The organism is Delftia sp. GW456-R20, assembly GCF_001622915.1.
GTDB lineage: Bacteria > Pseudomonadota > Gammaproteobacteria > Burkholderiales > Burkholderiaceae_C > Comamonas > Comamonas acidovorans.
This window is the reverse complement of the sequence record NZ_LWCN01000004.1, coordinates 976872-1001725: the sequence shown is the minus strand read 5'-3', so window position 1 is coordinate 1001725 and position 24854 is coordinate 976872. Positions and strand designations below refer to the sequence as shown.

Here is a 24854-nt window from a genome sequence, read left to right as displayed (position 1 = left end):
CGCTGTGAAAGGCGCGCGGCGGCGGTCCTCAGAAGCGGTGCGTTCCCGTCACCGCAAAGGTGCGCCGCTGGCCGTAGAAGCAGTCGCCGCGTGCCAGGCATTGCGTGATCTGCACCTTGTCGGTCAGGTTGACCACGTTGAAGGCCAGGCGCCAGGGGCCGGCGTCATAGGACACCATGGCGTCCAGCAGGGTGGCCGAAGGCGTGTCCACCAGGCTGGTGCCCGTCCACTGTGAACCCGTATAGCGCACGCCCGCGCCCAGGCTCCAGCCGCCGCGTCCTTCGCTGGCAAAGCGGTGGGTCAGCCAGGCCGATGCCGTGTGGCGCGGCACGCTGGTCACGCGCTGGCCCTGGTCGCCGCCATTGCTGCGCGAAATGACGGCATCGGTGTACGCATAGGCGAGGGTGGCGTCCCAGTGGCGGGCCAGGCTGGCGGTGAGCTCGGCCTCGAAGCCGTTGACCTTGACCTCGCCGATCTGCAGGCTGTTGAGCGGGTTGGCCGGGTCGGTGGTCTTGCGGTTCTTCTCGCGCAGCGTATAGACGGCGGCAAAGGCCGACAGGCCCTGGCCCGGTGGCTGCCACTTCACGCCGGCTTCCCATTGCTCGCCGCGCTGGGCCTTGTAGGGCGTGCCGTAGACATCCACGCCGCCCAGCGGCTGGAAGGACTCGGAGTAGCCCAGGTAGGGCGCCCAGCCTCCGTCCATCTGGTAGGTGGCGCCTGCGCGCTTGGTCCAGGCCTTCTCGTCCACGGCGGAGGCGGGCCGGCCTTCGGTATCGGTCTGCGCGCTGTCGTGGCGCAGGCCCAGGGTGGCGGTCCAGCGGCCCCACTTGATCTGGTCCTGGGCGTAGAAGCCCAATTGCTTTTGCGACACGCCCGGCTGGCGCACCAGCTGCGAAGCCGTGGGCGGCGTGAAATTGCCGTAGACGGGGTTGTAGACGTCAAACGGCGCGGTCAGGCCGCGCCAGGTGGACTGGCTGGTGCTGTTGCGCTGCGCATCCATGCCGGCCAGCACGGTGTGCTCTGCGGTGCCCCAGCGCAGCCGGCCTTCGAGCTGCGTGTCGATCACCAGCATGCGCCCGCCGTTGACCTGCCAGGAGGCATCGCGGTAGACGCTGCGGTTGTCGGGGTTGAAGACCGGGCGCGCAGGGCGGCCCTGGCCGGGGATGGCGGTGAAGCTGGTGTAGATGGAGCGGTAGTCCACGTCGCTGATGGTGCGCCGCAGGTTCTGGCGCACGGTCCAGTCCGCGTTCAGGCGGTGGCTGAACAGGTAGCCCCAGGATTTGTTCTCTGTGTCGAACGAGTCCCAGCCGGGCTCGCCGATGAAGGTGCTGGTGGGAATCTGGCCGTAGGGGCTGGGCAGGCGCGTGCCCTGCCAGGGGAAGAAGCCGATCAGCGAGCCGCTCTTGTCCTTCTGGTAGAGCGCCTGCAGCGTGAGCGAGGTATCGGCGCTGGGCCGCCACGTCAGGCTGGGCGCGATGACCAGGCGGTCGTCGTTCACATGGTCCACCTGGGTGCCGCTTTCCCGGCCCACGGCCACCAAGCGGTACAGCCACTGGCCGTCTTCGGTGACGGCGCCGGTCAGGTCGGTGGCGATCTGCTTGCGCCCGTAGCTGCCCATCTGCACCTGCACCTCGCGCAGCGCCTCGGCCTGCGGGCGCTTGCTGGTCAGATTGAGCACGCCGCCCACGCTGCCCTGGCCGTAGAGCACGGAAGAGGGGCCGCGCAGGAACTCCACGCGTTCCAGCGTGTAGGGGTCGGGGCGGCTGGTGTTGTAGGTGCCGTAGGTGCGCAGCAGCCCGTCCTGGTACTGGCTCACGCTGCCGCCGCGTGCCGAGAAGCTGTCCACCCGGCTGTCAAAGTAGTTGGACACCACGCCCGCGCTGTAGGCCGTGGTCTGGCGCAGCGTCTGCACGCCCTGCGCCTCGAACTGGTCGCGCGTGACCACGCTGATGGCCTGGGGCGTCTCGATCAGCGGCGTGTCGGTCTTGGTGGCGGAGATGGCGCGCTTTGCGGTGAAGCCCACCACGGCTCCGGTGGGATTTTCCTTCTCGGTGCCTGCGTTCACGGTGACCGGGGCGAGCGTGGCCTCGGGAACATTTTCAGGCTGGGCCTGGGCGTGGGCTGCGCCGCACAGGGCAAGCAGGGCGGCATGCGCAACTGCCGTGCGCGAGAGTCTTTGGATAAGCATGGTCAATGGTCGAGAGCTGGGAAACCTGTGCCGTGGGGCGTGCTCTGGGTGCGTCGGCGCTGCTGCCGGCCTGGGGCCAGCGGCGCAGCCTGTCATGGCGGGTGCGGATTCTAGAATGACAATGAGAATGATTGCTTTTTCTTTTTATTTGTATGTAGCATGCAACGCATTAGTATCATTTTGATAGCAACAAAGCATGTCTTGAAGAGATCTGCGAGTCGATGTGCAGGGCGGTGCGATACGCGTGAGGTCTTGCTTGCGGGAAGTCCGCGCAGCGTGTTAGCCCCTTTCACGCCGGGGCGCCAACGGCCCCGGTCGCCTCAGGCCAGGGCGGCTTGCGAGGGGTTGCTTCGGTGCGAAACGGCCTCGGGCCACAGCCGCCCGGCCGCCGACTGCAATGCTTCCACCAGCTGCCGCGTATCCGCCTTGCCCGTGGCGTGCAGCGCTTCGGTCACGATCAGCGCGTTGACTGTGGATTCGCGCACTGCCGAGTGGCCGCTTTGGCGGTTGCACCAGCGCCGGGCGTGGGCGCGGCCAGCCGTGTCGGCGAAGATGATTTCGCCGGGCTCGGGATATTCGATCTCGCCCGAGAAGGTCTCGTAGACCTCGCTGCCGGTTGCGGGGCGCACCTGCAGGCAGCCGCTGATGCGGTCCAGATCGAAGACGGCCACGGGAGTGGCAAAGGCCACCGAGGCCGCATTGCACAGGTCCACCAGCGGATGCAGGCCCGGCAGATATCCTTCCTTGCGCAAGCGGCGCAGCAGGGCCTCGGCGGCGCAGCGGTATTGCGTGGGCTTGAGGCCCATCCTGGCAAAGCCGCGCCGCCAGGCCTGAATGGATGGCATCTCGCTTTCCGGGGTGCAGGCCAGGTTCTGCCTGGCCTGTGCCATGAAGGGGGCGATCACGGCGTGTGCGGGCACGTCGGGCGACAGGCCGCGCAGCAGCAAGGTCTGCGAGGCCAGTTCAGGAAAGTCGCGGGGGATGGAGGATGAGTAGGAGAACTGCAAGATCAGGCCTTGTGAGTGGAGAGGGGATGTGATCTCCATCCTCGCCAGGCCGGTTTGCGTGGTCTTGAAGGAAATTGCAGCGCGTCACGCAGCGCAGGCCTTGGCTGCCCTGGCGTAGAAGCCGGGCGCCATGCCGAAGCTGCGCACGAACAGGCGCGTCATATGGCTCTGGTCGGCAAAGCCGCTGTGCGCGGCGGCCTCGGCCAGCGGCATGCCGCCGGCGATGAGCCTGCGCGCCTGGTGCAGGCGCCGCTGCAGCAGATAGGCATGGGGCGTCATTCCCGTGGCGCGCGCAAAGGCACGCAGGAACTGGTAGCGGCTCAGGCCCGCCTCGTGCGCCAGGGCGCCCAGGGTCAGCGGTGCACCGGAATCGTCGTCCATCCGGGCGCGGGCCAGTGTGATGGGGGCCGGTGCGCGGGGCGCCGGGGCAGGGGGCTGCAGCATGCCGCCCAGCAGCTGCAGCAGGGCTTCGTCCAGGTCCAGGGCGTCCGTTGCCTCGCCGCTGCCGGTCATCCTGCGGTACAGAGCCTGAAAACACGCGGCCAGGCGCGGGTCGCGCACGGCGGGCTGGCGGAACTCGAAGCCGGCCGCCGGCCCCGCGCCATCCATGTCCGCCATGAGCCCGGCCACGACCGAGGGCTCCAGGTAAAGCATGCGCCAGGCGCGACCGCCATCGCCCAGGGGCATGCCGTCATGCAACTCGCCGGGGTTGACCATGATGAGGTCGCCAGCCCCGGCCTCGTAGAGACCTCGCCCGCTGGCGGACTTCTGCGCGCCACGCTCGATCAGGCCGATCCCGTACTGCTCGTGGGCGTGCCGCCCAAAGTGCCTCGCCGTGTCTGCGGCCACGGCCTCCACGCCTGCGGTGCGGCAGCGCAGCCAGCTGAAATGCCCATCCGTGGTCGATACCATGCCGCAGCCTTTCCTATCCAACCTGGCGCGCCAGCGTGATCGCCAGGCCCGCCAGCCCCGCGCCCACCACCACGGGGATCACGCCCACCTTCCAGCGCAGCAGCGCGGCCGCCGCAGCCAGGCCCAGCAGTGCGGACGGCCAGTCGAAGGGACCCGCCCAGCCCTGTGGCCACAGCACGTGCCAGGCAAAGAACACGGCCAGGTTGGCGATGACGCCCACCACGGCGGCCGTGATGCCCGTCAGCGGCGCGGTGAAGCCCAGCCTGCCATGGGTGGACTCGATGAAGGGGCCGCCCAGCAGGATGAAGGCAAAGGACGGCAAAAAGGTGAAGAAGGTCACGACCAGGGCGGCGGCGGCGCCGGCCGGCAGCAGCGCATCGGGGCCGAACACCTGCATGCTCCAGCCGCCCAGGAACCCCACGAAGGACACCACCATGATCAGCGGCCCCGGCGTGGTCTCGCCCAGGGCCAGCCCGTCCATCATCTGCGTGGCCGTGAGCCAGTGGTAGTGGTCCACCGCGCCCTGGTAGAGGTAGGGCAGCACGGCGTAGGCGCCGCCAAAGGTCAGCAGCGCCGCCTTGGTGAAGAACCAGCCCATCTGGGTGAGCGCGCCCTGCCAGCCGAAGGCGGCGGCCAGCAGGCCCAGCGACAGCGCCCACAGCCCCAGGCTGGCCGCCAGCACCTGGCTGAAAAAGCGCCAGCGGAACCGTGCATGGGCCGGTGTGGGCGTGTCATCGTCGATGACGGCCGGGCCGTGGCTGCCGCCGCGCGGGCCATGTCCGCCCGCAGGGGCGAAGTGGCGCGGCGCCAGCCTGCCCCCCAGGTAGCCCAGTGCGCCGGCGGCCAGCACGATCAGCGGAAACGGCAGCTTCAGCGCGAAGATGGCCACGAAGGCCGCCGCGGCAATGCCCCACAGCCAGCCGTTGCGCAGGGTGCGCGAGCCCACGCGCCAGGCCGCCTGCACCACCAGCGCCGTCACGGCCGGCTTGATGCCATAGAAGATGCCGGCAATGGCCGGCACATGGCCGAAGGCCACATAGATCCAGGACAGGGCGATGAGCAGCAGCAGCGAAGGCAGCACGAACAGCCCGCCGGCCACGATGCCGCCCCAGGTGCGGTGCAGCAGCCAGCCGATGTAGGTGGCCAGCTGCTGCGCCTCGGGGCCGGGCAGCAGCATGCAGTAGTTGAGCGCATGCAGGAAGCGCCCCTCCGAGATCCAGCGCCGCCGCTCCACCAGGTCCTCATGCATGATGGCGATCTGCCCGGCCGGCCCGCCAAAGCTGATGCAGCCCAGCTTCAGCCAGTAGCGCAGGGCTTCGGCGCGGGTGGGCGGGAGGGGTGCAGCGGGTGCATCAAGCGAACTGGGAGGCATGCCGCAAATGTCTCATACGGCAGCCGCCGCCGCCGCCGACGCCTGCAGGCACCGCACCCGCGCTGCGCAGACGCTACATCTGCCGAGCGGCCTGCTTGACCAGCACCGGCTCAGCGCGGTAGCTGCCCGGGAACAGCTGCTTGAGCTGCTCCACCTTGGGCAGGTCGTTGATGACGATGTAGGGATGGCGCGGGTTCTCCGTCATGAAGTCCTGGTGGTAGTTCTCGGCCGGGAAGAAGCTGGGCTTGTCCTCCAGCCGGGTCACGATGGGCTTGCCGAAGACCTTGGCCGCGTCCAGCTGGGCCACGTAGGCCTGGGCGGTCTTGAGCTGCGCGGCGTCGGTGGCGAAGATGGCCGAGCGGTACTGCGTGCCCGTGTCCGGCCCCTGGCGGTTGAGCTGGGTCGGGTCATGGGCCACGGAAAAGTAGATCTGCAGCAGCTGCCCGTAGCTGACCTGGGCCGGGTCATAGGTGACCTCGACCGACTCCGCATGCCCGGTGCGTCCGCTGCTCACCGCCGAATACGAGGCCTGGGCCGCCGTGCCGCCGCTGTAGCCCGAGACGGCGCGCTGCACGCCCTTGACATGCTGGAACACGCCTTGCACGCCCCAGAAGCAGCCGCCCGCAAAGATGGCTTTCTGCGGCCCCTGGCCCGTGGCGGGCGCATCCTGCGCGGGTGGCGGAATGCGCACGGCCTGCTCGGCCGCCTGCAGGTTGCTGCCCTGCCACAGCAGGGCGCCGCCCAGCAGCACGGCGCTGCCGGTCAGCAGTTGGAGAAGGCCGCGGCGGCGGGGTGCGGTGGCGAGGGTGGAATCGTTGGTCATGGTGTCTCTCCGGTGAAAGTGAAGTGGCCAGGGATCAGCCAAAGGTGAAGGCATAGGCGGAGATGCCGGGATCCAGGAATTCGATGCTGAAGGTGCGTTCGGCTGCGCCGCCGTCCTGGCGCACCAGCTGGTACAGGCGCTGCTCGGTCACGCTGCCGCTGCCGTCGGCGGCCACGTCCATGCCGCGCGAGGCGCCGGGCGCCTTGCCGTCGATCAGCACCTTGAAGCGCACGGGCTTGCCATCGCTGCCGGGGCCCAGCACCAGGTGCAGGTCGCGTGCCTGGAAGCGGTAGGTGATGCGGCCGGTGGCACCTTCCAGCGTGGCGCTTTCCGGGCCCACCGTCCATTGGCCGCTCAGGCCCCAGGCGTTGAGCGGCAGGCGCTCGGGCGTGGCATAGGCGGTGGCCTGGTTGTGCACGGCGGCAGGCGTGGCGGCAAATTGCTCGGCGCGCTCATAGCCCAGGTAGGTCTCGTGCGAGCGCACGGCTGCCATGTCGGCTGCCTGCTGCACGCCCTGGGCCTGCACGTCGATCAGGCCCTGGTCCACCTGCTTCGATCCGGCTTCCTGCAGCAGTTGCTGGATCACGCGCTCGGACTCGGCATAGTCGCCTTCGCCAAAGTGGTGGTGCCGGATGCGGCCCTGGGCATCGATGAAGTAATGCGCCGGCCAGTACTGGTTGTTGAAGGCGCGCCAGATCTTGTAGCCGTTGTCCACGGCCACGGGGTAGCTGATGCCCAGGTCCTTGATGGCCTTTTCCACGTTGGACAGCTTGCGCTCGAAGGCGAACTCCGGCGCATGCACGCCCACCACCACCAGGCCCTGGTCGCGGTACTTCTCGGCCCAGGCCTTCACATAGGGCAGAGTGCGCAGGCAGTTGATGCAGGAATAGGTCCAGAAATCCACCAGCACCACCTTGCCGCGCAGTTGTTCGGCCGTCAGCGGGGTGGAGTTGAGCCAGTCGGTGGCACCATCCAGCGCAGGGGCCAGCCCTTCGTCCGGCAGGGCGGCGCGGGACGGGCCGCCGGCCATGCGCATGGCGCCGCCTGCGGCCATCATGGCCGGGCCAGCACCCTCACCCCTGTCCACGGCGGCCATCATTGCGGGACCGGCCTGCATGGCCATGGCGCCACCCTCGGGCCTGCCGCTCAGGCGGTCCACCAGCCTTTGCTCCAGGCCGCCGGTGGAGGCCGTGGACACTTGCGCCAGCACGCCCGTGTCCAGCCCCAGCGCAATCGCGCCCACACCGGCCAGCATGGCCGCGCCCAGCCCGCGCCGCACCCATTCGCCCGCGCCCAGCATGCGCTTGAGCGCCGCAAACACCTTGCCGCCCAGCAGCAGGGCCGCCGCCATGGAGGTGGCCGCACCGGCCGCATAGGCCAGCAGCAGCAGGCTGGAGGTGGTGTTGGCGCCCTGCAGTGCGGCGCCCGTGAGGATCAGGCCCAGGATGGGGCCCGCGCAGGGCGCCCACAGCAGGCCGGTGGCCACGCCCAGCAGCAGCGAGGCGCCGGGGCGGGCGCCACCGTCCGTGCCCTGGGCACGCTCGGAAAGGCGCGAGCCCGCCGCCACCAGCGGCCGCGTCAGCCGCTCGGACAGGCCGGGCCACAGCAGGGTCAGCGCAAACACGGCGACCAGGCCCAGGGCCAGCCAGCGGCCGTATTCATTGGCGGCCACCACCCAGCCGCCGCCCACGGCGGCCAGCGAGGCCACCAGGGCGAAGGTCAGCGCCATGCCCGCCAGCAGCGGCAGGCCGCTTTTGGCGAAGGGCTGGTCGGCGCGTGCAAAGACGAAGGGCAGCACCGGCAGGATGCAGGGGCTGACGATGGTCAGCACCCCGCCCAGATAGGCCAGGACGATCAGCAGCATGGCGTGGCTCCCGGGTTCAGGCAGGCTGGGGCGTGAACGTCAGCGACAGGCCGTTCATGCAGTAGCGCAGGCCCGTGGGCTTGGGGCCGTCGTCGAAGACATGGCCCAGGTGGCCGCCGCAGCGGCGGCAATGCACCTCGGTGCGCAGCATGCCGTAGGTGCGGTCCTGGCGCGTGGCCACGGCCTTGTCCAGCGGCTGCCAGAAGCTGGGCCAGCCGGTGCCGCTGTCGAACTTGGTCTTGGACGAGAACAGCGGCAGCGCGCAGCCTGCGCAGGCAAAGGTGCCGGCGCGGTGCTCTTTGTTCAGGGGGCTGGTGCCGGCGCGCTCCGTGCCTTCCTTGCGCAGGATCTGGTACTGCTCGGGCGTGAGCCGGGCACGCCACTCGGCGTCGCTGTAGCTCACCTCGAAGATTTCGCTGGAGGCGGCGGCCGGTGCGCGGCGCGGGAACAGGCTGGCCGCCAGCACGGCGGTGGTGCCGGCGCCTGCAGTCCACAGAAGATGGCGTCTGGTGGTCATGGTGTGCTCCTGAAGGTTGCGTGCGTCTGAAAACGATGCGATGCCAGTCAGGTTAGGGCGCCGGCCTCCCGAAGTCTTCACGCAGAGTTCAAAGATTCGTGATAACTCCCGGCCCCGGTATTGCGCACAATGGCAGCCACTCCCGCCACTTCCAGGAAACCGCATCCGATGACCGCCACGCGCCGCGTACTTCTCGTCGAGGACGACGCCCATATCGCCGACCTGCTCACGCTGCACCTGCGCGACGAAGGCCTGGAAGTCATGCACTGCGCGCGTGGCGACGACGGCCTGCGCCAACTGGAGCGCGGCGGCTGGGACGCGCTGGTGCTGGACATCATGCTGCCCGGCGTGGACGGCCTGGAGATCTGCCGCCGCGCCCGCGCCATGGCGCGCTACACGCCCATCATCATCATCAGCGCGCGCTCCAGCGAGGTGCAGCGCATCCTGGGCCTGGAGATCGGCGCCGACGACTACCTTGCCAAGCCGTTTTCCGTGCTGGAGCTGGTGGCGCGCGTCAAGGCATTGCTGCGCCGCGTGGAGGCGCTGGCCCAGAATGCGCGGCTGGAGTCCGGCAGCCTGACCATCGCCGGCCTGGCCATGGACCCCGTGGCGCGCGATGCCCGGCTTCATGGTGCCCGGCTGGACCTGACCCCGCGCGAGTTCGACCTGCTGTACTTCTTTGCGCGCCAGCCCGGCAAGGTGTTCTCGCGCATGGACCTGCTCAACGCCGTCTGGGGCTACCAGCACGAAGGCTACGAGCACACCGTCAACACCCACATCAACCGCCTGCGCGCCAAGATCGAGGCCGACCCGGCCCAGCCCGCGCGCATCCTCACCGTCTGGGGGCGCGGCTACAAGTTCGCCGAGGCGGGGGAGGGCGCATGACCATGAAGCTGCGCCTGACACTGACCCAGCGCCTGTCCCTGGTCTTTGCCGTGCTGCTGCTGGTGTGCAGCGGCACCTCGGCCTGGATGCAGCTGCGCGCCAGCCGCATGCACGAGCTGGAAGTGGTGCAGGGCCTGTCGCGCGACGTGGCCGAAAGCATTGCGCGCGACGCCCAGCTGACCGACGCCAACGGCCTCATGCCCGGCGCCGTGCGCAGCTTCTTCAACCAGCTCATGCTGGTCAACCCCAGCGTGGAGGTCTACCTGCTGGACGCCGACGGCCGCATTGCCGGCCATGCCGCCCCCGACGGCCGCGTGCGCCGCGAGCGCGTGGACCTGGCGCCCGTGCACCGGCTGCTGGAAGGCGGCACGCTGCCCATCCTGGGCGACGACCCGCGCAGCGTCGAAGGCCGCAAGGTCTTCAGCGCGGCGCCGCTGCGCGTCAACGGCAAGGACGTGGGCTTCATCTACGTGGTGCTGCAGGGCGAGGCGCATGACCAGCTGGTGGCGCAGGGCTCGGCCAACTCGGTGCTCAGCACGGCGCTGTGGTCCATCGGCATGGTGGCGCTGCTGTGCCTGGTGGCGGGCCTGGTGGCCTTTGCGCTGATCACGCGGCCGCTGCGCCGGCTCACCGAAGAGGTGGCCGGCTTCGACATCCATGGCGCGCCCCCGGACCTGCCGGCCCCCCAGCCCGGCGCCGCACAGGACAGCCGTGACGAGATCGCCGTGCTGGACTCGGCCTACCGCCGCATGGTGACGCGCATCGGCGAGCAGTGGCGGGCGCTCACGCGCCAGGACCAGGAGCGGCGCGAACTCATCGCCAACGTCTCGCACGACCTGCGCACGCCGCTGTCGTCCCTGCACGGCTACCTGGAAACGCTGCTGCTCAAGGACGCCGTGCTCGACGCCACCGAGCGCCGCCGCTACCTGGGCATTGCCCTGGCCCAGAGCCAGAAGGTGGGCGAGCTGGCGCAAAGCCTGTTCGAGCTGGCGCGCCTGGAATACGGCTTTGTCCAGCCCGAGCCGGAGCCGTTTTCCATGCCCGACCTGGTGCAGGACGTGTTCCAGAAATTCGAGCTGCGTGCCGAGGCGCGCCAGGTGGCGCTGCGGGCCGACTTCCCGCCCCGCCTGCCCGTCGTCCAGGCCGACCTGGGCATGATCGAGCGCGTGCTGGGCAACCTGCTGGACAACGCGCTGCGCCACACGCCCGGCGGCGGCAGCATCCAGGTGGCGCTGGCGGCAGCGGGCAACGCGGTCGAAGTCACCGTGGCCGACACCGGCCCCGGCATCTCGGCCGATCTGCGCGAAGGCCTGTTCGAGCGCCCCTTCACCGTGGGCGGCGCCCGCCGCGGCGGCGGCCTGGGCCTGCGCATCGTCCACCGCATGCTGGAGCTGCACGGCTGCCGCATCGAACTGGTGGACCAGCCGGGGCAGGGGGCGAGCTTCCGGTTCGTGCTGCCGGCGGCCGCGCAGGCAACGGGCGCCGGCGCCCGGCCGCGCCAGGGCTGACGCGGATCGTGGGTTACCCTTGTGCACAGCGCGCCCTCGACGGCGCGGCATGCACAAGATCGTCAACACGCCCCCAAGGACCCACGCCATGTCAACGTCTGCCTCCCCGGTTCATCGCCTGCCCGCATGGGTGCCGCTGCGCTACACCACGTTCTGCCTGAGCCTGGTCGGCAGCGCGGGGCTGCTGGTGGCGGCGCTGGTGTGGGGAGGGCTGTGGTGGTGGCTGGGCTTTGGCGTGTGCGCCGCGCTGGCGCTGCTGGGCGTGCGCGACATGACCCAGGTGCGCCATTCGGTGCTGCGCAACTACCCCATCATCGGCCACCTGCGGTTTCTGCTGGAGTTCATCCGGCCCGAGATGCGGCAGTACTTCATCGAGTCCGACCATGAGGCGCTGCCGTTCTCGCGCGCCCAGCGGTCCCTGGTCTACCAGCGCGCCAAGGGCGATCCGGACAGCCGCCCCTTGGGCACGCAGCTCAATGTCACGGCCCAGGGCTATGAATGGGTGAACCATTCCATGCAGCCCACCAGGCTGGCCTCGCATGACTTCCGCATCACCATCGGCTGCGCCGATGAAGGCACCTCGCCCTGCACCCAGCCCTACAGCGCCAGCATCTTCAACATCTCGGCCATGAGCTTCGGCGCGCTGTCGGCCAATGCCATCCTGGCGCTGAACAAGGGCGCGAAGATGGGCGGCTTTGCGCACGACACGGGCGAGGGCTCCATCAGCCAGCACCACCGCGTGCACGGCGGCGACCTGATCTGGGAGGTGGCCTCGGGCTACTTCGGCTGCCGCAACGACGATGGCAGCTTCAACGAAGAAAAATTCATCGCCAACGCCACCGACCCGCAGGTCAAGCTCATCGAGATCAAGCTCAGCCAGGGCGCCAAGCCCGGCCACGGCGGCATGCTGCTGGGCGCCAAGGTCACCCCTGAGATCGCCGCCGCGCGCGGCGTGCCCGTGGGCGTGGACTGCATCAGCCCGTCCAGCCACAGCGCCTTCAAGACACCGGTGGAGATGATGCATTTCATCGCCCGCCTGCGCGAGAAGTCGGGCGGCAAGCCCACGGGCTTCAAGTTCTGCGTGGGCCATCCCTGGGAGTGGTTCGCCATCGTCAAGGCCATGCAGGAGACGGACATCACGCCGGACTTCATCGTGGTCGATGGGGCCGAGGGCGGCACGGGCGCGGCGCCGGTGGAGTTCACCGACCACGTGGGCGTGCCGCTGCAGGAAGGGCTGCTGCTGGTGCACAACACGCTGATCGGCGTGGGCCTGCGCCACCGCATCAAGATCGGCGCGGCCGGCAAGGTGATCACGGCCTTCGACATCGCGCGCATGATGGCGCTGGGCGCCGACTGGTGCAACGCCGGGCGCGGCTTCATGATGGCCCTGGGCTGCATCCAGGCGCAGAACTGCCACACCGGCCACTGCCCCACGGGCGTGGCCACGCAGGACGCGGCGCGCCAGAAGGCCCTGGTCGTGCCCGACAAGGCCACGCGCGTGGCCAACTTCCACGACAAGACCCTGCATGCGCTGCAGGAACTGGTGCAGGCTGCGGGCCTGGAGCACCCTTGCGACATCACGGCCCACCACATCGTGCGGCGCATCTCCGACACCGAGGTGCGGCAGCTGGCCAACCTGGTCCTGCGCGTGGAGCCCGGCGCGCTGCTGGGGCCGCTGGACAAGCAGCACAGCGTGTTCAAGCTCTACTGGCCGGGCGCCAGCGCCCACACCTTCCAGTTCGCGCCGCCCACGCTCAAGCCTTCTGCGCCGCAGGCCAAGGCGCAGGCGGCGGGCCAGGCGGCATAGAGACGCCACGCAGAGAAGACAGGCGCCACAGACCACAGCCGATTACAGGTTTTAACAACCCTCGGGGATAATGCGCCCCGAGAACTTGGTGCACAACTGTATTTTTCTGTGTAAATGAAAACTATTTTGGTTCGCATTGCAGCTGCCATCTTCGGCGGCTATGCCTTCACCTGGGGCTTCATCGCCCTGGGCGTGGTGCTGATGTTTGCCGCCGGAATGGAGTTCCACGATGCCGAGCATCTGGGCTACATCCTCGGCTTCCTGGTGTTTCTGACGGTGTTCCTCTGGGCCTTTGCGGCGCAGAGCCTCCCGCGCGTCTGGGCCGTGCTGGCCGGTGGCGGCATTGTCATGACCGGCTGCGCATCACTGCTCCAGCAGATGCTGCTGCCCTGATCCGGAGATCGCTTCCCATGTTCCAGAATTTCCGCCTTTCCATGGCCTGGCTGCACACCTGGTTCGGGCTGGTGCTCGGCTTCGTGCTCATGGCCGCGTTCTTCTTTGGCGCGCTGTCGGTGTTCGACCGCGAGATCGACCGCTGGGCCATTCCGGCCTCGCGCTTCGAGCCCACGCCCATGCCCTCGTACGACCAGATCCTCAAGCCGGTCTTCGAGTCCATGCAGCCCAACGCCCAGGCGCGCGAGGCCATGCGCGGCGAGGTCAACGGCCCGCTGCCCGAGCGCTTCGACACGCCCCAGCGCTGGGGCGCCTACACCACGCACCGCGACCCGGTGCTGGGCCTGTTTGCCGGCTACGAGGTGGCCAACGCCAAGAAGCCCGAGACCCTGATCTGGGCCATGCGCACCATCGACCCGCGCAATGGCGAGTCCCTGCCGGACGATCACCTCAAGATCGGCAGCCAGTTCTTCTACCCGCTGCACTACAGCCTGACGCTCAACTGGATGGGCCTGGGCTACTGGATCGTGGGCTTTGCCGCACTCATCATGCTGGTGGCGCTGGTCAGCGGCGTGGTCATGCACCGCAAGATCTTCCGCGAGCTGTTCACCTTCCGTCCGAAGAAGGCCACCCAGCGCAGCGTGCTGGACCTGCACAACATGACGGGCGTGGTGGCGCTGCCCTTCCACTTCTTCTTCGCCTTCACGGGGCTGGTGATCTTTGCGGGCATCTACTTCCCCATCACCCACACCCAGCTGGAGCCGCTGCACGAGCTGCACGAAAAAATGGAGGCCGAGGAAACCGGCCTGCCGCATGACCGCGCCGGCGTGGCTGCGCCCGTGGCCTCGGTGGACGCCATGGTGGCCGAGGCGCAGCGCCGCTGGGCCGCCAAGGGCATGGCCGGCGACGTGGGCTTCCTGTCCGTCACCCATGTGGGCGATGCCAATGGCTACGTCAGCGTCTACCGCGCCGGCACCGACCGCATCGCGCTCACGGGCGAGGGCATCCACTTCAAGGCCAGCACGGGCGCGCTGTTGCGCGAAGACCCGCCGCGCACGGCCGTGGACAGCCTCAACACCTTCCTCACCGGCCTGCACCTGCAGCACTTCCGCCACTGGCTGCTGCGCTGGCTGTACGTGCTCGGTGGCCTGGCCGGCTGCGCCTGCATTGCCACCGGCTTCGTCTTCTTCGTGGAAAAGCGCAAGAAGCAGCACGCCAAGCAGGGCGTGCAGGGCGCGCGCGTGGTCGATGCCCTGGCCGTCACCACCGTCACCGGCATGCTGGTGGCCGCCCTGGGCATGCTGATTTCCAACCGCCTGCTGCCCGAGGCCATGCCCCAGGGCTGGCCGGGCCGGGGCGACATGGAGCGCTATTTCTTCTGGGCCGCCTGGCTGCTGGCCATGGCGCATGCCTTTGTGCGCAGCGCCCCCGTGGCCCGGGGCCTGCCCAACCCAGCATGGCGCGAGCAGTGCTGGGCCGTGGCCGCCATGGCCGTCACGGCCGTGCTGCTGAACTGGCTGACCACGGGCGACCACCTGTTCAAGACCCTGGGCGCGGGCTACTGGCCCGTGGCCGGCGTGGACCTGTTCATGCTGGCCAGCGCCGTGCTGGCCGTGGTGGTGGCACGCAAGCTCAAGAGCCGCGTGGCCACCGCCACGCCTGCACGCACGGCGGAGGTGGCCCATGTCTGAGGGACTGATGGACGCACTGCTGCTGGCCGCCGCCTTTGCCGCCTCGCTGGCCGGCATGGGCTGGTTTGCGCTGGCCAAGGACGTGCACTGGGAGCAGGTGCACGGCGACATGCCCCAGCCCGATGGCAAGGTCAGGCTGCTGCGCTGGCTGGGCGTCTCAGGCTTGGCCGCCTCGCTGGGCCTGTGCCTGGCGGTGGACCATGCCTCCATGGCCTCCCTGGTCTGGATCATGACGCTGGCCGCTGCCGCCCTGGCCATTGCCTTCACGCTGACCTGGCGGCCGAGCTGGCTGCGCTGGCTGCCGGCCTGACGTTTGCGCGGGGGCCTCTGCGCCCGCTGCAGGCTCAGGCCTGCCTTTTCCTCATCCTGCGGCTGGCCAGATAGGCCATGCCGCACAGCAGCGCCAGCATGCCGCCCTTGCCCAGGCCGGGAACGGCCTGGACATTTCCGGGGCCGGCACCGGGCCCTGGGTCCGTGCCCGGACCGGGATCGGGATCGGTGCCCGGGCCCGGGTCGGGAGGATCGGCAGCGATCACCTCGATGGACACGGATGCCGGTGCGGCAGCGCTCTGGTGCCCGTCGGATACCGTGAAGGCGAAGGTATCGGGCCCGGAGTAGCCGGCCGCCGGCGTATAGACCAGCGTGCCCGTCTGGGGATCGAAGCCGCTGATGCCGCCATGGGCGGGGCCGGTGGTGATCTCGAAGCGCAGCGGGTCCGACTCGAAGTCCGTGCCAGCGAGGGTGATGGACAGAGCCGTATCCTGCGGCGTCGTGACGGCTTGCGGCAGCGCCACGGGGGCGGCGTTGGCCGCCATCGCGTTGGAAAAGCGCGAGGTGTCGCCGGTGGAAATCCGGGTGGCGGTCGCCGTGACAGCGGCCTGGTCGCCCGGGGGCATGGCGCCCTTGAACGCCAAGGGCGCATGGCCGGAGGCATCGGTGGTCACGGTCTGCGAGCCCAGCAAAACCTTGCCGGCGGCGCGCTCCACCAGCCCGTCGGGCAGTCTGGGCGTCGAGAAATACTCGATGCGCATGCTCTCGTTGGCGACGCTGTCCAGCGTGCCGGACAGGCCGTCGGGCGTCACCGTGAGCAGCACCGGATCGGCAGGATCTCCGTTGGCCAGGCTGGTTCGTGCGATGCCTCCCTCGGTATTGCCGTAGATGGCATTGCCGAGCATGGAGACGCCCTTGACTTCGTCCCCCCGCAATCCCACGCCGAACAGCCTGTTGTGCGCAATCACGTTGGCATGTGCCGCGTCGTCACCGCCGACCAGGGTGTCATGGGCCTTCTGGAAAAAGGAAACGCCTTCCCCATTGGGCAGGGCGGTTCCCTGGGGACTGACGCCCACGTAGTTGCCCTGCACGAGGTTGTTCTTGCCGGCGCCCTGGAACTGTATGCCGGACGCCTTGCTGCCACCGACGATGTTTCCGCGCACGGTGACCTCGTCCGAATCCTTGATGACGATGCCCCATTGATTGGGCAGCATGGTGCTGGCATCCAGGCTGGTTCCCACGATATTCCCGGCAATCAGGGTATTCGAGTTGCGTGCGGCGTAGTTTCCATTCAATTCAATGGCCGTTTCCTTGTTTCCGGCAACCAGGTTGCCGTCTTCAGGGCCTGTGCCAATGCGATGTCCGCCTTCCGGCGAAAAGAATACGGCAATGCCTGGCCCATTGTTGGCAATCATGGCCGTGCCGGCTGCATTGGTTCCGACGCGGTTGCGGGTCACCAGCGTGTGCGAGCCGGAAATGGAAATCCCGGATGAACCACCGGTTTCCCTGACGTTGCCGGAGACGAGGTTGCTGTCGATCAGCGTGCCGGTAAATCCGGATGCCACGCTGATGCCGTTTCCCTGGTTTCCCAGCGCCACATTGCCGGTGATATCGGTGCCTATGTAATTTCCCTGAATGATGTTTTCTGTACCGACGCCCGGCCAGGAAAGCCATACTCCGGAATTTTCCGCCGCGGAAATGACATTTCGCCCGCCAATATCCAGATTACCGATGCGGTTGCGGTTGCCGGAGTTGACAATAATGTTGCTGCGATTGCCCATGGCGACCGTTCCCGATGCGTCAACGCCTATATGGCAGCCCAGCACGGTGTTGCCGTCGCCGGTCACCGCCAGGGCGGTGTTGAAGCCGCCTATCGCCAGACCGCGCACCGTGATGGCGCCTGCCAGCTCGAGCCCTGTACCGAACTCGGAGCTGCCTGCCTGCAGCGTGATCAGGGGGCGGCGTGGCGAGTGGTCCTCATAGCCGGGTTGCGTGCTGGCGTCCACCGTCAGCGATGTGGCCGGTGCAATGGGCTGCATGAGGCTGCCATTCCAGTTGCTTTGGGTGACGATGGTCTGCTCTCCCCCCGCACCGATGCTGAACTCGATGCGGTTGTCGCCCCCTTTGTTGCGGTTGGCGTTGGCGTAGATGATGGCGTCGCGCAGGGAGCAGGGTCCCAGGCCGGTGCTGGCGCACGGGCCGCTTGCGTCGGCGGCGCTGTCCACCACGACGGTCCATGCATGGGCCGTGGCGACACAGCCTTGCAAGAGCAACGCCAGGGCGAGCAGGCGCAGCGGCCTGCTTGCCGGCCTGGTCGTGAATCGTTGCCTGTATATCCTCATTGCCATTTTTTACTTTCCCTGAAATGGGCTGCCGAAACGCATTCTGGATATTGCGCAATACATGATGTGAAATAGCGATGGCATTCTGCATGCGCGACGTCTGTGTTCAATATCACAGGGGGTGGTCAGAAACGGAGCAGCCTTTGTCGATGAATCAATCCGGCAATGATCTCCAGGGCATCGGAGTATTGGTTTAAGAATTTTCTTAAAGTGACAGGAATAATGGCATCTTCAAAGAGAGTTGACGATTTTTCGATGGCGTATCGATGCTTGAAATCGCTCTTTGGCGAGGCGGCGTGCAAGAGGTTTCAGTATTAAGAAAATTCTTAGTCCAAATTCGCCTTCTGATTCCTAAGATTCGGCAATGCGCCAGTTTCAAGCTCTCTTGTTTTCTTCCAGATCGACACATCACAGGCTGTGCCTGTCCCTGGCACGGCGTGACTTGATGGCATTTGCACTGGCGATCATGGCCATGCTGGCCTGTGCCGGTCACGGCGGCAGGGACGCCGCCGCCCCGGCGACGCCATCGCACAGCCTCGGTCATGTGCCCGTGCGAGACATTCAGTTGTTTTTCATGGACCGATGCTTCCTGCTGCTGGACGCTGCGGTGGGGGCCACGCACGCAGCCATCCGCACGCAAGCCGGTTATGCCTGGCCGTGGCGCGCCAGCGCACCGCAGGGCCAGCCCGGGCCGCTCCATTCACTGATGCAGGCAGGCCGGGCGCTTCCCGAATCCCTGTTGCTGCGCAAATCCGCGAACAACGCCGGATGGCTTGCAGGCCGCTGGGAGTCCGCGCGGCAGCTGGTCAGGGCCCATGTCTGGCTGCTGCTGGGGTCCGTGTCGCTGGGACTTGCCTTCATGGCTGTACTTGCATGGTGCGTGCGCCGGCTGCGCCGCGGCGTGCCGGCTTCGGCCTGGAGCCGGGCAGGCGCCTGCGCCGCCGGTGATGCGCTCTGCCGAAAGCTGCTGGACACGGCCCCCGTGGGCCTGGCACTGGTGCGGTGCAGCGATCGCAGCCTGCTGCTGTCCAACGGACTGGCGCGGCAGTGGGTGTGCAGTGATTCTTCGTGGTTCGAGCATGCCGTGGCCGGGGGCGCGCAGCAGGACCCGCGTGAGCTGGCGCTGGGGGACGGGCGATGGGTGGAGGTCCGCACCACGCCCACGACCCACGCTGGCGAGCCGGTGGTTTTTTGCCTGGTCAGCGATGTGACGGCGCTCAGGCAGGCGCAGGCAGCGCTGGTCGATGCCAAGCTGCGCGCCGAATCGGCAAGCCAGGCCAAGACGCAGTTTCTGGCCACCATGAGCCATGAAATACGGACGCCGCTCTTTGGCATCCTGGGAACGCTGGAGCTGCTGGCGCTGTCCAGAGCTCCTTCCGAACAGACCCGCTACCTGGGGGCCATGCAGCAGGCGTCGGCCTCCTTGCTGCGCATCGTCAACGACAGCCTGGACCTGTCGGCCATCGAGGCGGGCCGGCTGCAACTGGAGGCCCATGCGTTTTCGGCCACCGAACTGCTCGACAGCGTGGCCGCGGGCCTGCTGTCGCGTGCCGAGCAAAAAGGGCTGCAGCTGTATGCCGTCTCCGATGTGAAAACGCCGCCGCTGCTGGTGGGCGATGCCTTGCGGCTGCGGCAGATCCTGGACAACCTGGTGGGCAATGCCATCAAGTTCACGTTCTCCGGCCATGTGGCCATCCGCCTGCAGGTCATGGGCGAAAGCGAGGAAGGTACCGACCTGCGGTTCCAGGTGCAGGACACCGGCATCGGCATCGAGCCGGAGCAGCAGCCCTTCCTGTTCGACCCGTACTTCCGTGCCCATGCGGCCACGCAGCAGCAGGTCCAGGGCGCGGGCCTGGGTCTGTCCATCTGCCTGCGCCTCAGCCAGGAGATGGGCGGGCGGCTGACGGCCGCCAGCCAGCCGGGACTGGGGACCTGCGTGTCATTCGAGCTGCGCCTGCCGCGCGAGAGCGCGGCAGGCTATGAGGCAGTGCCCAGCCTGTTGCCGCACACCGTCTACGTGGATGGCGCCATTCCGGAAGTCGTGCACAACCTGTGCGCCTGGCTGCGGCATTGGGGCGCCATGGCCCAGCCATACCGGGAGCAGGTGCAGGGCTCCAATGAACAGGCGGTGCTGGTGCAAGCCTGGCCACGGTCGGTGCGCCGTCCGCAATGGACGGGCAAATGCGTTGTGGCGCTGGCGCCGGGCGAGGTCCCCCGCGAAACCCTGCAGGCCCGTGTGTGGGAAACCAGCATGCCTGGCGTGCTGGCCGTGGGCCAGGCGCTGGGCATGGCCCAGCAGGGCATTGCGCCGGGCGCGCGCCCTGACCTGTACGCCGCCGTTCCCCAGGTCCACGAGCCGATGGGGCTGAGTGTGCTCATCGTCGAGGACAACCCCATCAACAGAATCATCCTGCGAGAGCAACTGCAGGTGCTGGGCTGCGAGGTCCAGCAGGCCAGCAATGGACAGGACGCGCTGTCCATGCCCGGCCTGCTCGAATTCGACGCCGTTCTCACCGACCTGCACATGCCGCTGCTGGACGGCCTGGCCCTGGCGCGTGCGCTCAGAAAGCGTGGCTACGGCCGCCCGATCGTCGGGCTGACGGCCAATGCGCAGCCGCAGCCGCAGACGCAAACGCAGGCGCAAGGGCAGGCGCAAGGGCAGGGCGACGGACTGCCGGCCGGCTTCGACAGCCTGCTGTGCAAGCCATTCACTTTGGCGGTGCTGCGCACCACCCTGAACCACATCAAGCAATGCAGGACCTGATCCCATGCTGTCGACATTCAAAGTACTCATTCTTGACGACCACGCCCTGTGCTGCGAGCACACGCGCAGCCTGCTCATGGAGGCGGGAATCGTGGACACGCACATTGCCTGCAACGCACGCGATGCCCTGCAAATGCTGCGCGATGGCGGATTCCACCTCGTCATCACCGACCTGAAAATGCCCGACATGGACGGCCTGCAGTTCATCAATGAACTGAGCCAGCGCGGCCTGCATCCCATGCTCGTCATATCCAGCTCCTGCTCGCGCCGGTTGATGAACAGTGTCAGTCTCATGGCCAAGGAGTCCGGCTTTTCCGTCGTCGGGATGTTTCAAAAGCCGTTCGGTGCGGACCATGTCCAGGTCCTGGCCAGCCAACTCAGGTCCTTGCGTGCCTACGAGAGGAAAAGCGCTCCGGGCATCAAGGAACGGCCGATTTTCGCCAAGGCACACCTGATCCAGGCGCTGGAGGAGAAAACCATACAGGCCTGGTTCCAGCCCAAGAAATCCCTGCTCACGGGCCACACCGTCGGTGTGGAAGCGCTGGCGCGCTGGAACGATCGGCAGTTCGGCTTCATGATGCCGGGCTCGTTCATGTCCGCCATCCGGTTCCATGGCCTGGACCATGCCTTGCTGGTGCGGATGATGGAAGACGCCATGTCGGCGCACCTGGCCTGGCGCAGTGCCGGACATGTCGTGCCTGTGTCCGTCAACCTGCCGATACCGCTGCTGGACGATATTGGCCTGCCGGATGAATTGCACGACATGGCGGCCCGGTGCGGCATCGCTGCGGAGAACATCACGTTCGAGCTGCTGGAGGACCAGGCCGTCGGCATACCTGCCAACTACTACATGTGCGCGAGCCGCCTGCGGCTCAAAGGCTTCGGCCTGGCCCAGGATGACTACGGGCGGGGTTACAGCTCGATGTACAGCCTCATCTCCACGCCCTTCACCGAATTGAAGATCGACCGGGCCTTCGTGGCCGGTGCCGCGGGTGACGAGGTGCGCACTGCGGCCTTGACGTCGTCGGTGCAGTTGGGGCGGCAACTGGGCCTGACGGTGACGGCGGAAGGGGTGGAGACCACCCAGGACCTGGAGTTGCTGCGCAGCGTCGGCTGCGATTGCGTGCAGGGATATCTGCTGTCCGCCGCGGTGCCCGCCAGCGAATTTGCCCTTATGCTGGCATCCGAACCCCGACACCAAGGCAACCCCACCTGACCCAAGCACGCAAGGCGTCCATGCCCGACTCCCCGTTCAGCAAGATCACACGCACCACACGCTGGCAGAACCGGGTACTGTTTGGAGTGCTTCCCCTTGCGATCTTCCTCATCGCCGTGCTGCTGTGGGGCTCTGAGAGGATCTTCGAGCAGGAGCAGGGCCGCCTGGCCTTGAACTTCTCCGCCATCGTCGGCTCGCTGGACGAGCAGGAGATCTTTCTTCGGCGGCTCAAGGGCCGTAACGAGTCCTGGAAAGCGCTGCCGGACCAGAGGATAGCCACCATCGTTGACGTGCCCGCTCCTGCGCAGGCGGACTACCGCATGTTCCGCGGCCGCGAGGCCATCGGCGGCATTCCCTTTTCACTGCAATGCTCTGCGCGCGCGGCCTGCGACACGCTCCCGGACCGGCTTTTCTCGCTGGGCAGCTCCCTGGCCGCGGGCTATTCCTCCTTTTGGGCAGGCTCCTACTTCCCGGCAGCCGCTGCCTTCTTCACCAAGGAGGATGGGGCGATCAGCATCGGCGTGCCGGCCATCGACGTGCCCATAGGCAACGAGAGCGTCACGCAGGAAATGTTCGACAGCACGATTGCCGCCGTCAAGGCGCATCTGCGGGCCAGGGCCGCCGATGCCCGGCCGGGCGCCGGCTCCACGGCGCCGGCGCAGGAGATCGTCTGGTTCCGGTCGCCCCAGTTCCCGGAAAAGATGATCGGCATGGTCGCAGCCGGCTTTTCAAGCCATATCGATGCCGGCGACGAAGCCGCCACAAGCCCGATCTACGCTGCCATCCTTTTCAGCCGCCAGCGCATCAGCGCCATAGAAAGATCCATCCATACGCTGCCCAGGCATCTTTTCTGGCTGGAGCACCGGGATTTCGGCGTGCTCATGGGCACCGGCCCGGTGCCCCAGGTGGACGAGGCGGGGATGCGGTACACGCGCAATGGCCTGATCCTCAAGACCGAGGATGCCTCCGGCCGGTGGACCGGCTACTACCAGGTGGACTACGCCACCTTTTTCCAGGGCCGGCTGTTCGCGCCCTCTGCCGGCCTGGTGCTGGCCCTGCTGCTGAGCCTGCTGGCCGGTATCGCCTATACCCGCTGGTTCAACCGCAAGGTGATTGCGCCTGCCCAGGAAGCGCAGCGGGTCATCGTCGAGAGCAATCAATTCAACAGGACGCTGATCGAGACCGCCCCCGTGGCTGTCTGCCTTGTGGCCTACGGCAGTGGAAAGATCATCTTCAGCAACTCGCTGGTGCAGGAGTGGCTGCACTCGGCCGATGGCTACCTGCGCCCCGGCTCGCCGGAAAACAGGGCAGCGCTGGATGAAATTGTCCACGCCAGGGCCGCAGGAACCATGGAGCAGCTGGTCACCGCGCAGGGCCGAACGCTTTACGTGGCCTACGCGCCCACCCGCTACCTGGGCCAGGATGTGACGCTGTGCGTGTTTGCCGACGTCAGTGCGCGCGCAGAAATCGAGAGCAATCTGGAGCGGGCAAGAATCGCGGCGGACGAGGCCAATGAGGCAAAGTCCACCTTTCTGGCGACCATGAGCCACGAGATCCGCACGCCGCTGTATGGCGCGCTGGGCACGCTGGAGCTGCTGGGCCTGACCGAGCTCACGCAGCTGCAGCGCAAGTATGTGGACCGTATCGAAGCCTCTTCGTCCATCTTGCTGCAGATCATCAGCGACATCCTGGACACCAGCAAGATCGAGGCGGGCCAGTTGCAACTGGAAAAGGCCCCGTTCAACCCCCGGGAGCTGGTGCAAAACTGCACCAGCTCCTATGCCGCCATGGCGCAGCAAAACGGCCTGCTGCTGTTTTCCTGCGTGGACGCGCAGGTGCCCGAGTCGGTGCTGGGCGATGCGGTGCGCATCCGCCAGATCCTGGGCAATCTCATCAGCAATGCCATCAAGTTCACGGAGGCCGGCCATGTGATCGTCCGCCTGCGCAGCGTGCCGGGCACGGCCTCCCAGGTCCGGCTGGTGTTCGAGGTCTGCGACACGGGCGTGGGCATAGAAAAATCCCTGCATGGCGAGCTCTTCACACCCTTTTATCTGGTCAAGAACAGCAGCCGCACTGCCCGTGGAGCGGGCCTGGGCCTGTCCATCTGCTGGAGCCTGGCCCGGATGATGTCCAGCTCCATCGAGGTCTGGAGCGAGCCCGGCCTGGGCAGCCGGTTCTGGTTCGAGCTGGGGCTGGAGACCGTCGCGCAGGAGGAGGAGGCGCCCGAGCTCAAGGGTGCCCGCATCGCGGTGCGCACTCCCCACCCGGAACTGACGGACAACATCTGTGCCTGGCTGCAGCGCTGGGGCGGCCAGGCCCGCGCGGCGGGCGCCGCCCCGGTGGCCGCGGACAAGGATGAACTGCTGCTGGACGTCCTGTTGCCGGCGGACAGCCCCGCGCCCGGATGGACCGGGCCGCACCTGAACCTTTCCTCGCCGGACAACCGGGGCATTGACGGGCACAACGTTCTGAGCATCGGCTTGGGCATTGCGCAGGTGCTCGGCGGCGCACAGCGCTCGGCCGGCTCCGGCTCCGATCTGCCCCTGTTCGACCTGCGCGTGCTGGTCGCCGAGGACAATCCCGTCAACCAGGTGACGCTGCGCGGCCAGCTAGAGAGCCTGGGCTGCGAGGTCACGGTCGCCGACGACGGGGAGGAGGCGCTGGCGCTGTGGGACATCAGCCCGCACGATCTGGTGCTGACGGACGTGAACATGCCCTACCTCAACGGCTACGAACTGGCGGAGCGGCTGCGTGCGGAGGGCGTTGCCTGCCCCATCGTCGGCGTGACCGCCAATGCCATGCTGGACGAGGAAAACCGCTGCCTGAATGCCGGCATGAATGCCTGGCTGGTCAAGCCCATCCAGTTGCGCACGCTGGTCCGCACCCTGGAGAAATTCGCGCCGAAAAAGCGGCTCCGTCCGGCGCCTGCCCAGGCCGATACCCCGGCGGGGGATACACCGCAGCCTGCGGCCCTGTCGGAGCCCAACGTGCTGCAGACGCACCGGCAGGTCTTCGTGCAGTGCATGAACGACGACATCGCAATGCTGGCCCGTGGCCTGGATGAGCGCCGGCCCGACCTGGCCGCGCAGGCGCTGCATCGCATGCGCGGCGCCTTGTTGCTGGCCAGGATGCAGGAGCTTGCCGCCCGCACCCAGTCGCTGGAGGACCAGCTCCCGAACGGCACCCGGGAGCCCGGCCTGCAGGCCGCGCTGTCAGTCCTGCTGGATGACCTCTTGGCCGACCTTCGAGCCATGATGGCGCAATTGCCCCAGCCCTAACCCTTTGCTTGCGATCC

General features: G+C 67.6%; 17 protein-coding genes. 9 read left to right on the top strand and 8 right to left on the bottom strand.

Annotation, left to right across the window (positions count from 1 at the left end; translation table 11 throughout):
• Positions 1-28: 28 nt before the first annotated feature.
• The 7 genes from A4F85_RS09890 to msrB all read right to left on the bottom strand — a co-directional run bounded on the left by A4F85_RS09890 (position 29) and on the right by msrB (position 8683).
• Positions 29-2188: a TonB-dependent siderophore receptor gene (locus A4F85_RS09890; RefSeq protein ID WP_063327945.1), complete on the bottom strand. Its 2160-nt coding sequence runs from the start codon at positions 2186-2188 to the stop codon at positions 29-31.
• Positions 2189-2508: 320 nt separating this feature from the next.
• Positions 2509-3195 carry a B3/B4 domain-containing protein gene (locus A4F85_RS09885; protein ID WP_063327944.1) on the bottom strand — a complete coding sequence of 229 codons (687 nt, stop codon included), beginning with the start codon at positions 3193-3195 and terminating at the stop codon, positions 2509-2511.
• An 84-nt stretch (positions 3196-3279) separates the two neighbouring features.
• Positions 3280-4107 (bottom strand): AraC family transcriptional regulator, encoded by an 828-nt coding sequence (locus A4F85_RS09880; protein ID WP_063326481.1) that lies wholly within the window; start codon positions 4105-4107, stop codon positions 3280-3282.
• Positions 4108-4120: 13 nt separating this feature from the next.
• Entirely contained in the window at positions 4121-5479 is a 1359-nt protein-coding gene (gene chrA, locus A4F85_RS09875) for a chromate efflux transporter (RefSeq protein WP_063326480.1), read from the bottom strand.
• A gap of 73 nt (positions 5480-5552) precedes the next feature.
• The gene (gene msrA / locus A4F85_RS09870; RefSeq protein WP_034392299.1) at positions 5553-6302 is read right to left on the bottom strand and encodes a peptide-methionine (S)-S-oxide reductase MsrA; all 750 of its coding nucleotides are present in this window, start codon (positions 6300-6302) and stop codon (positions 5553-5555) included.
• Positions 6303-6336: 34 nt separating this feature from the next.
• Positions 6337-8166, bottom strand: a complete 1830-nt coding sequence (locus tag A4F85_RS09865) for a cytochrome c biogenesis protein DipZ (protein WP_063326479.1) — start codon at positions 8164-8166, stop codon at positions 6337-6339.
• 16 nt (positions 8167-8182) lie between these two features.
• Entirely contained in the window at positions 8183-8683 is a 501-nt protein-coding gene (msrB, locus tag A4F85_RS09860; protein ID WP_013802950.1) for a peptide-methionine (R)-S-oxide reductase MsrB, read from the bottom strand.
• Between the two features lie 168 nt (positions 8684-8851).
• Here msrB and A4F85_RS09855 point away from each other — a divergent pair, with 168 nt between their 5' ends.
• The 6 genes from A4F85_RS09855 (at position 8852) to A4F85_RS09830 (ending at position 15277) form a co-directional block, all read left to right on the top strand.
• Positions 8852-9568 (top strand): response regulator transcription factor, encoded by a 717-nt coding sequence (locus A4F85_RS09855; RefSeq protein WP_012204915.1) that lies wholly within the window; start codon positions 8852-8854, stop codon positions 9566-9568.
• A gap of 2 nt (positions 9569-9570) precedes the next feature.
• Entirely contained in the window at positions 9571-11076 is a 1506-nt protein-coding gene (locus A4F85_RS09850; protein ID WP_063326478.1) for a sensor histidine kinase, read from the top strand.
• Between the two features lie 88 nt (positions 11077-11164).
• Complete coding sequence (locus tag A4F85_RS09845; RefSeq protein ID WP_063327943.1) at positions 11165-12883, top strand: FMN-binding glutamate synthase family protein; 1719 nt, start codon at positions 11165-11167, stop codon at positions 12881-12883.
• Between the two features lie 114 nt (positions 12884-12997).
• Positions 12998-13276 carry a hypothetical protein gene (locus A4F85_RS09840; RefSeq protein ID WP_063326477.1) on the top strand — a complete coding sequence of 93 codons (279 nt, stop codon included), beginning with the start codon at positions 12998-13000 and terminating at the stop codon, positions 13274-13276.
• A 17-nt stretch (positions 13277-13293) separates the two neighbouring features.
• The gene (locus A4F85_RS09835) at positions 13294-14967 is read left to right on the top strand and encodes a PepSY-associated TM helix domain-containing protein (protein WP_063326476.1); all 1674 of its coding nucleotides are present in this window, start codon (positions 13294-13296) and stop codon (positions 14965-14967) included.
• Positions 14960-15277 carry a DUF3325 domain-containing protein gene (locus A4F85_RS09830; protein ID WP_043824291.1) on the top strand — a complete coding sequence of 106 codons (318 nt, stop codon included), beginning with the start codon at positions 14960-14962 and terminating at the stop codon, positions 15275-15277. Before A4F85_RS09835 ends, A4F85_RS09830 begins: the two co-directional genes overlap by 8 nt.
• A 34-nt stretch (positions 15278-15311) precedes the next feature.
• Here the strand turns inward: A4F85_RS09830 and A4F85_RS09825 are convergent, their stop codons facing one another.
• Positions 15312-17462 carry an Ig-like domain-containing protein gene (locus A4F85_RS09825; protein WP_231890518.1) on the bottom strand — a complete coding sequence of 717 codons (2151 nt, stop codon included), beginning with the start codon at positions 17460-17462 and terminating at the stop codon, positions 15312-15314.
• A 691-nt stretch (positions 17463-18153) separates the two neighbouring features.
• Between A4F85_RS09825 and A4F85_RS09820 the strand changes: the two genes are divergently transcribed.
• Genes A4F85_RS09820 through A4F85_RS09810 form a run of 3 tightly spaced genes read left to right on the top strand, consistent with a single transcriptional unit; the run spans position 18154 to position 24837 of the window.
• Positions 18154-20343 (top strand): ATP-binding protein, encoded by a 2190-nt coding sequence (locus A4F85_RS09820; RefSeq protein WP_231890517.1) that lies wholly within the window; start codon positions 18154-18156, stop codon positions 20341-20343.
• Positions 20344-20347: 4 nt separating this feature from the next.
• On the top strand, positions 20348-21559 hold the full coding sequence (locus A4F85_RS09815) for an EAL domain-containing response regulator (protein WP_063326474.1): 1212 nt from the start codon (positions 20348-20350) through the stop codon (positions 21557-21559).
• A 20-nt stretch (positions 21560-21579) separates the two neighbouring features.
• Positions 21580-24837, top strand: a complete 3258-nt coding sequence (locus A4F85_RS09810) for a hybrid sensor histidine kinase/response regulator (RefSeq protein WP_063326473.1) — start codon at positions 21580-21582, stop codon at positions 24835-24837.
• Positions 24838-24854 lie beyond the last annotated feature (17 nt).

What these genes read in the sequence shown, in the direction of transcription:
- A4F85_RS09890 (WP_063327945.1), bottom strand. Translation starts at nt 2,188, where the DNA reads ATGCTTATCCAAAGACTCTCGCGCACGGCAGTTGCGCATGCCGCCCTG.
- A4F85_RS09880 (WP_063326481.1), bottom strand. Translation starts at nt 4,107, where the DNA reads ATGGTATCGACCACGGATGGGCATTTCAGCTGGCTGCGCTGCCGCACC.
- chrA (WP_063326480.1), bottom strand. Translation starts at nt 5,479, where the DNA reads ATGCCTCCCAGTTCGCTTGATGCACCCGCTGCACCCCTCCCGCCCACC.
- msrA (WP_034392299.1), bottom strand. Translation starts at nt 6,302, where the DNA reads ATGACCAACGATTCCACCCTCGCCACCGCACCCCGCCGCCGCGGCCTT.
- A4F85_RS09865 (WP_063326479.1), bottom strand. Translation starts at nt 8,166, where the DNA reads ATGCTGCTGATCGTCCTGGCCTATCTGGGCGGGGTGCTGACCATCGTC.
- msrB (WP_013802950.1), bottom strand. Translation starts at nt 8,683, where the DNA reads ATGACCACCAGACGCCATCTTCTGTGGACTGCAGGCGCCGGCACCACC.
- A4F85_RS09855 (WP_012204915.1), top strand. Translation starts at nt 8,852, where the DNA reads ATGACCGCCACGCGCCGCGTACTTCTCGTCGAGGACGACGCCCATATC.
- A4F85_RS09850 (WP_063326478.1), top strand. Translation starts at nt 9,571, where the DNA reads ATGAAGCTGCGCCTGACACTGACCCAGCGCCTGTCCCTGGTCTTTGCC.
- A4F85_RS09845 (WP_063327943.1), top strand. Translation starts at nt 11,165, where the DNA reads ATGTCAACGTCTGCCTCCCCGGTTCATCGCCTGCCCGCATGGGTGCCG.
- A4F85_RS09840 (WP_063326477.1), top strand. Translation starts at nt 12,998, where the DNA reads ATGAAAACTATTTTGGTTCGCATTGCAGCTGCCATCTTCGGCGGCTAT.
- A4F85_RS09835 (WP_063326476.1), top strand. Translation starts at nt 13,294, where the DNA reads ATGTTCCAGAATTTCCGCCTTTCCATGGCCTGGCTGCACACCTGGTTC.
- A4F85_RS09830 (WP_043824291.1), top strand. Translation starts at nt 14,960, where the DNA reads ATGTCTGAGGGACTGATGGACGCACTGCTGCTGGCCGCCGCCTTTGCC.
- A4F85_RS09820 (WP_231890517.1), top strand. Translation starts at nt 18,154, where the DNA reads ATGGACCGATGCTTCCTGCTGCTGGACGCTGCGGTGGGGGCCACGCAC.
- A4F85_RS09815 (WP_063326474.1), top strand. Translation starts at nt 20,348, where the DNA reads ATGCTGTCGACATTCAAAGTACTCATTCTTGACGACCACGCCCTGTGC.
- A4F85_RS09810 (WP_063326473.1), top strand. Translation starts at nt 21,580, where the DNA reads ATGCCCGACTCCCCGTTCAGCAAGATCACACGCACCACACGCTGGCAG.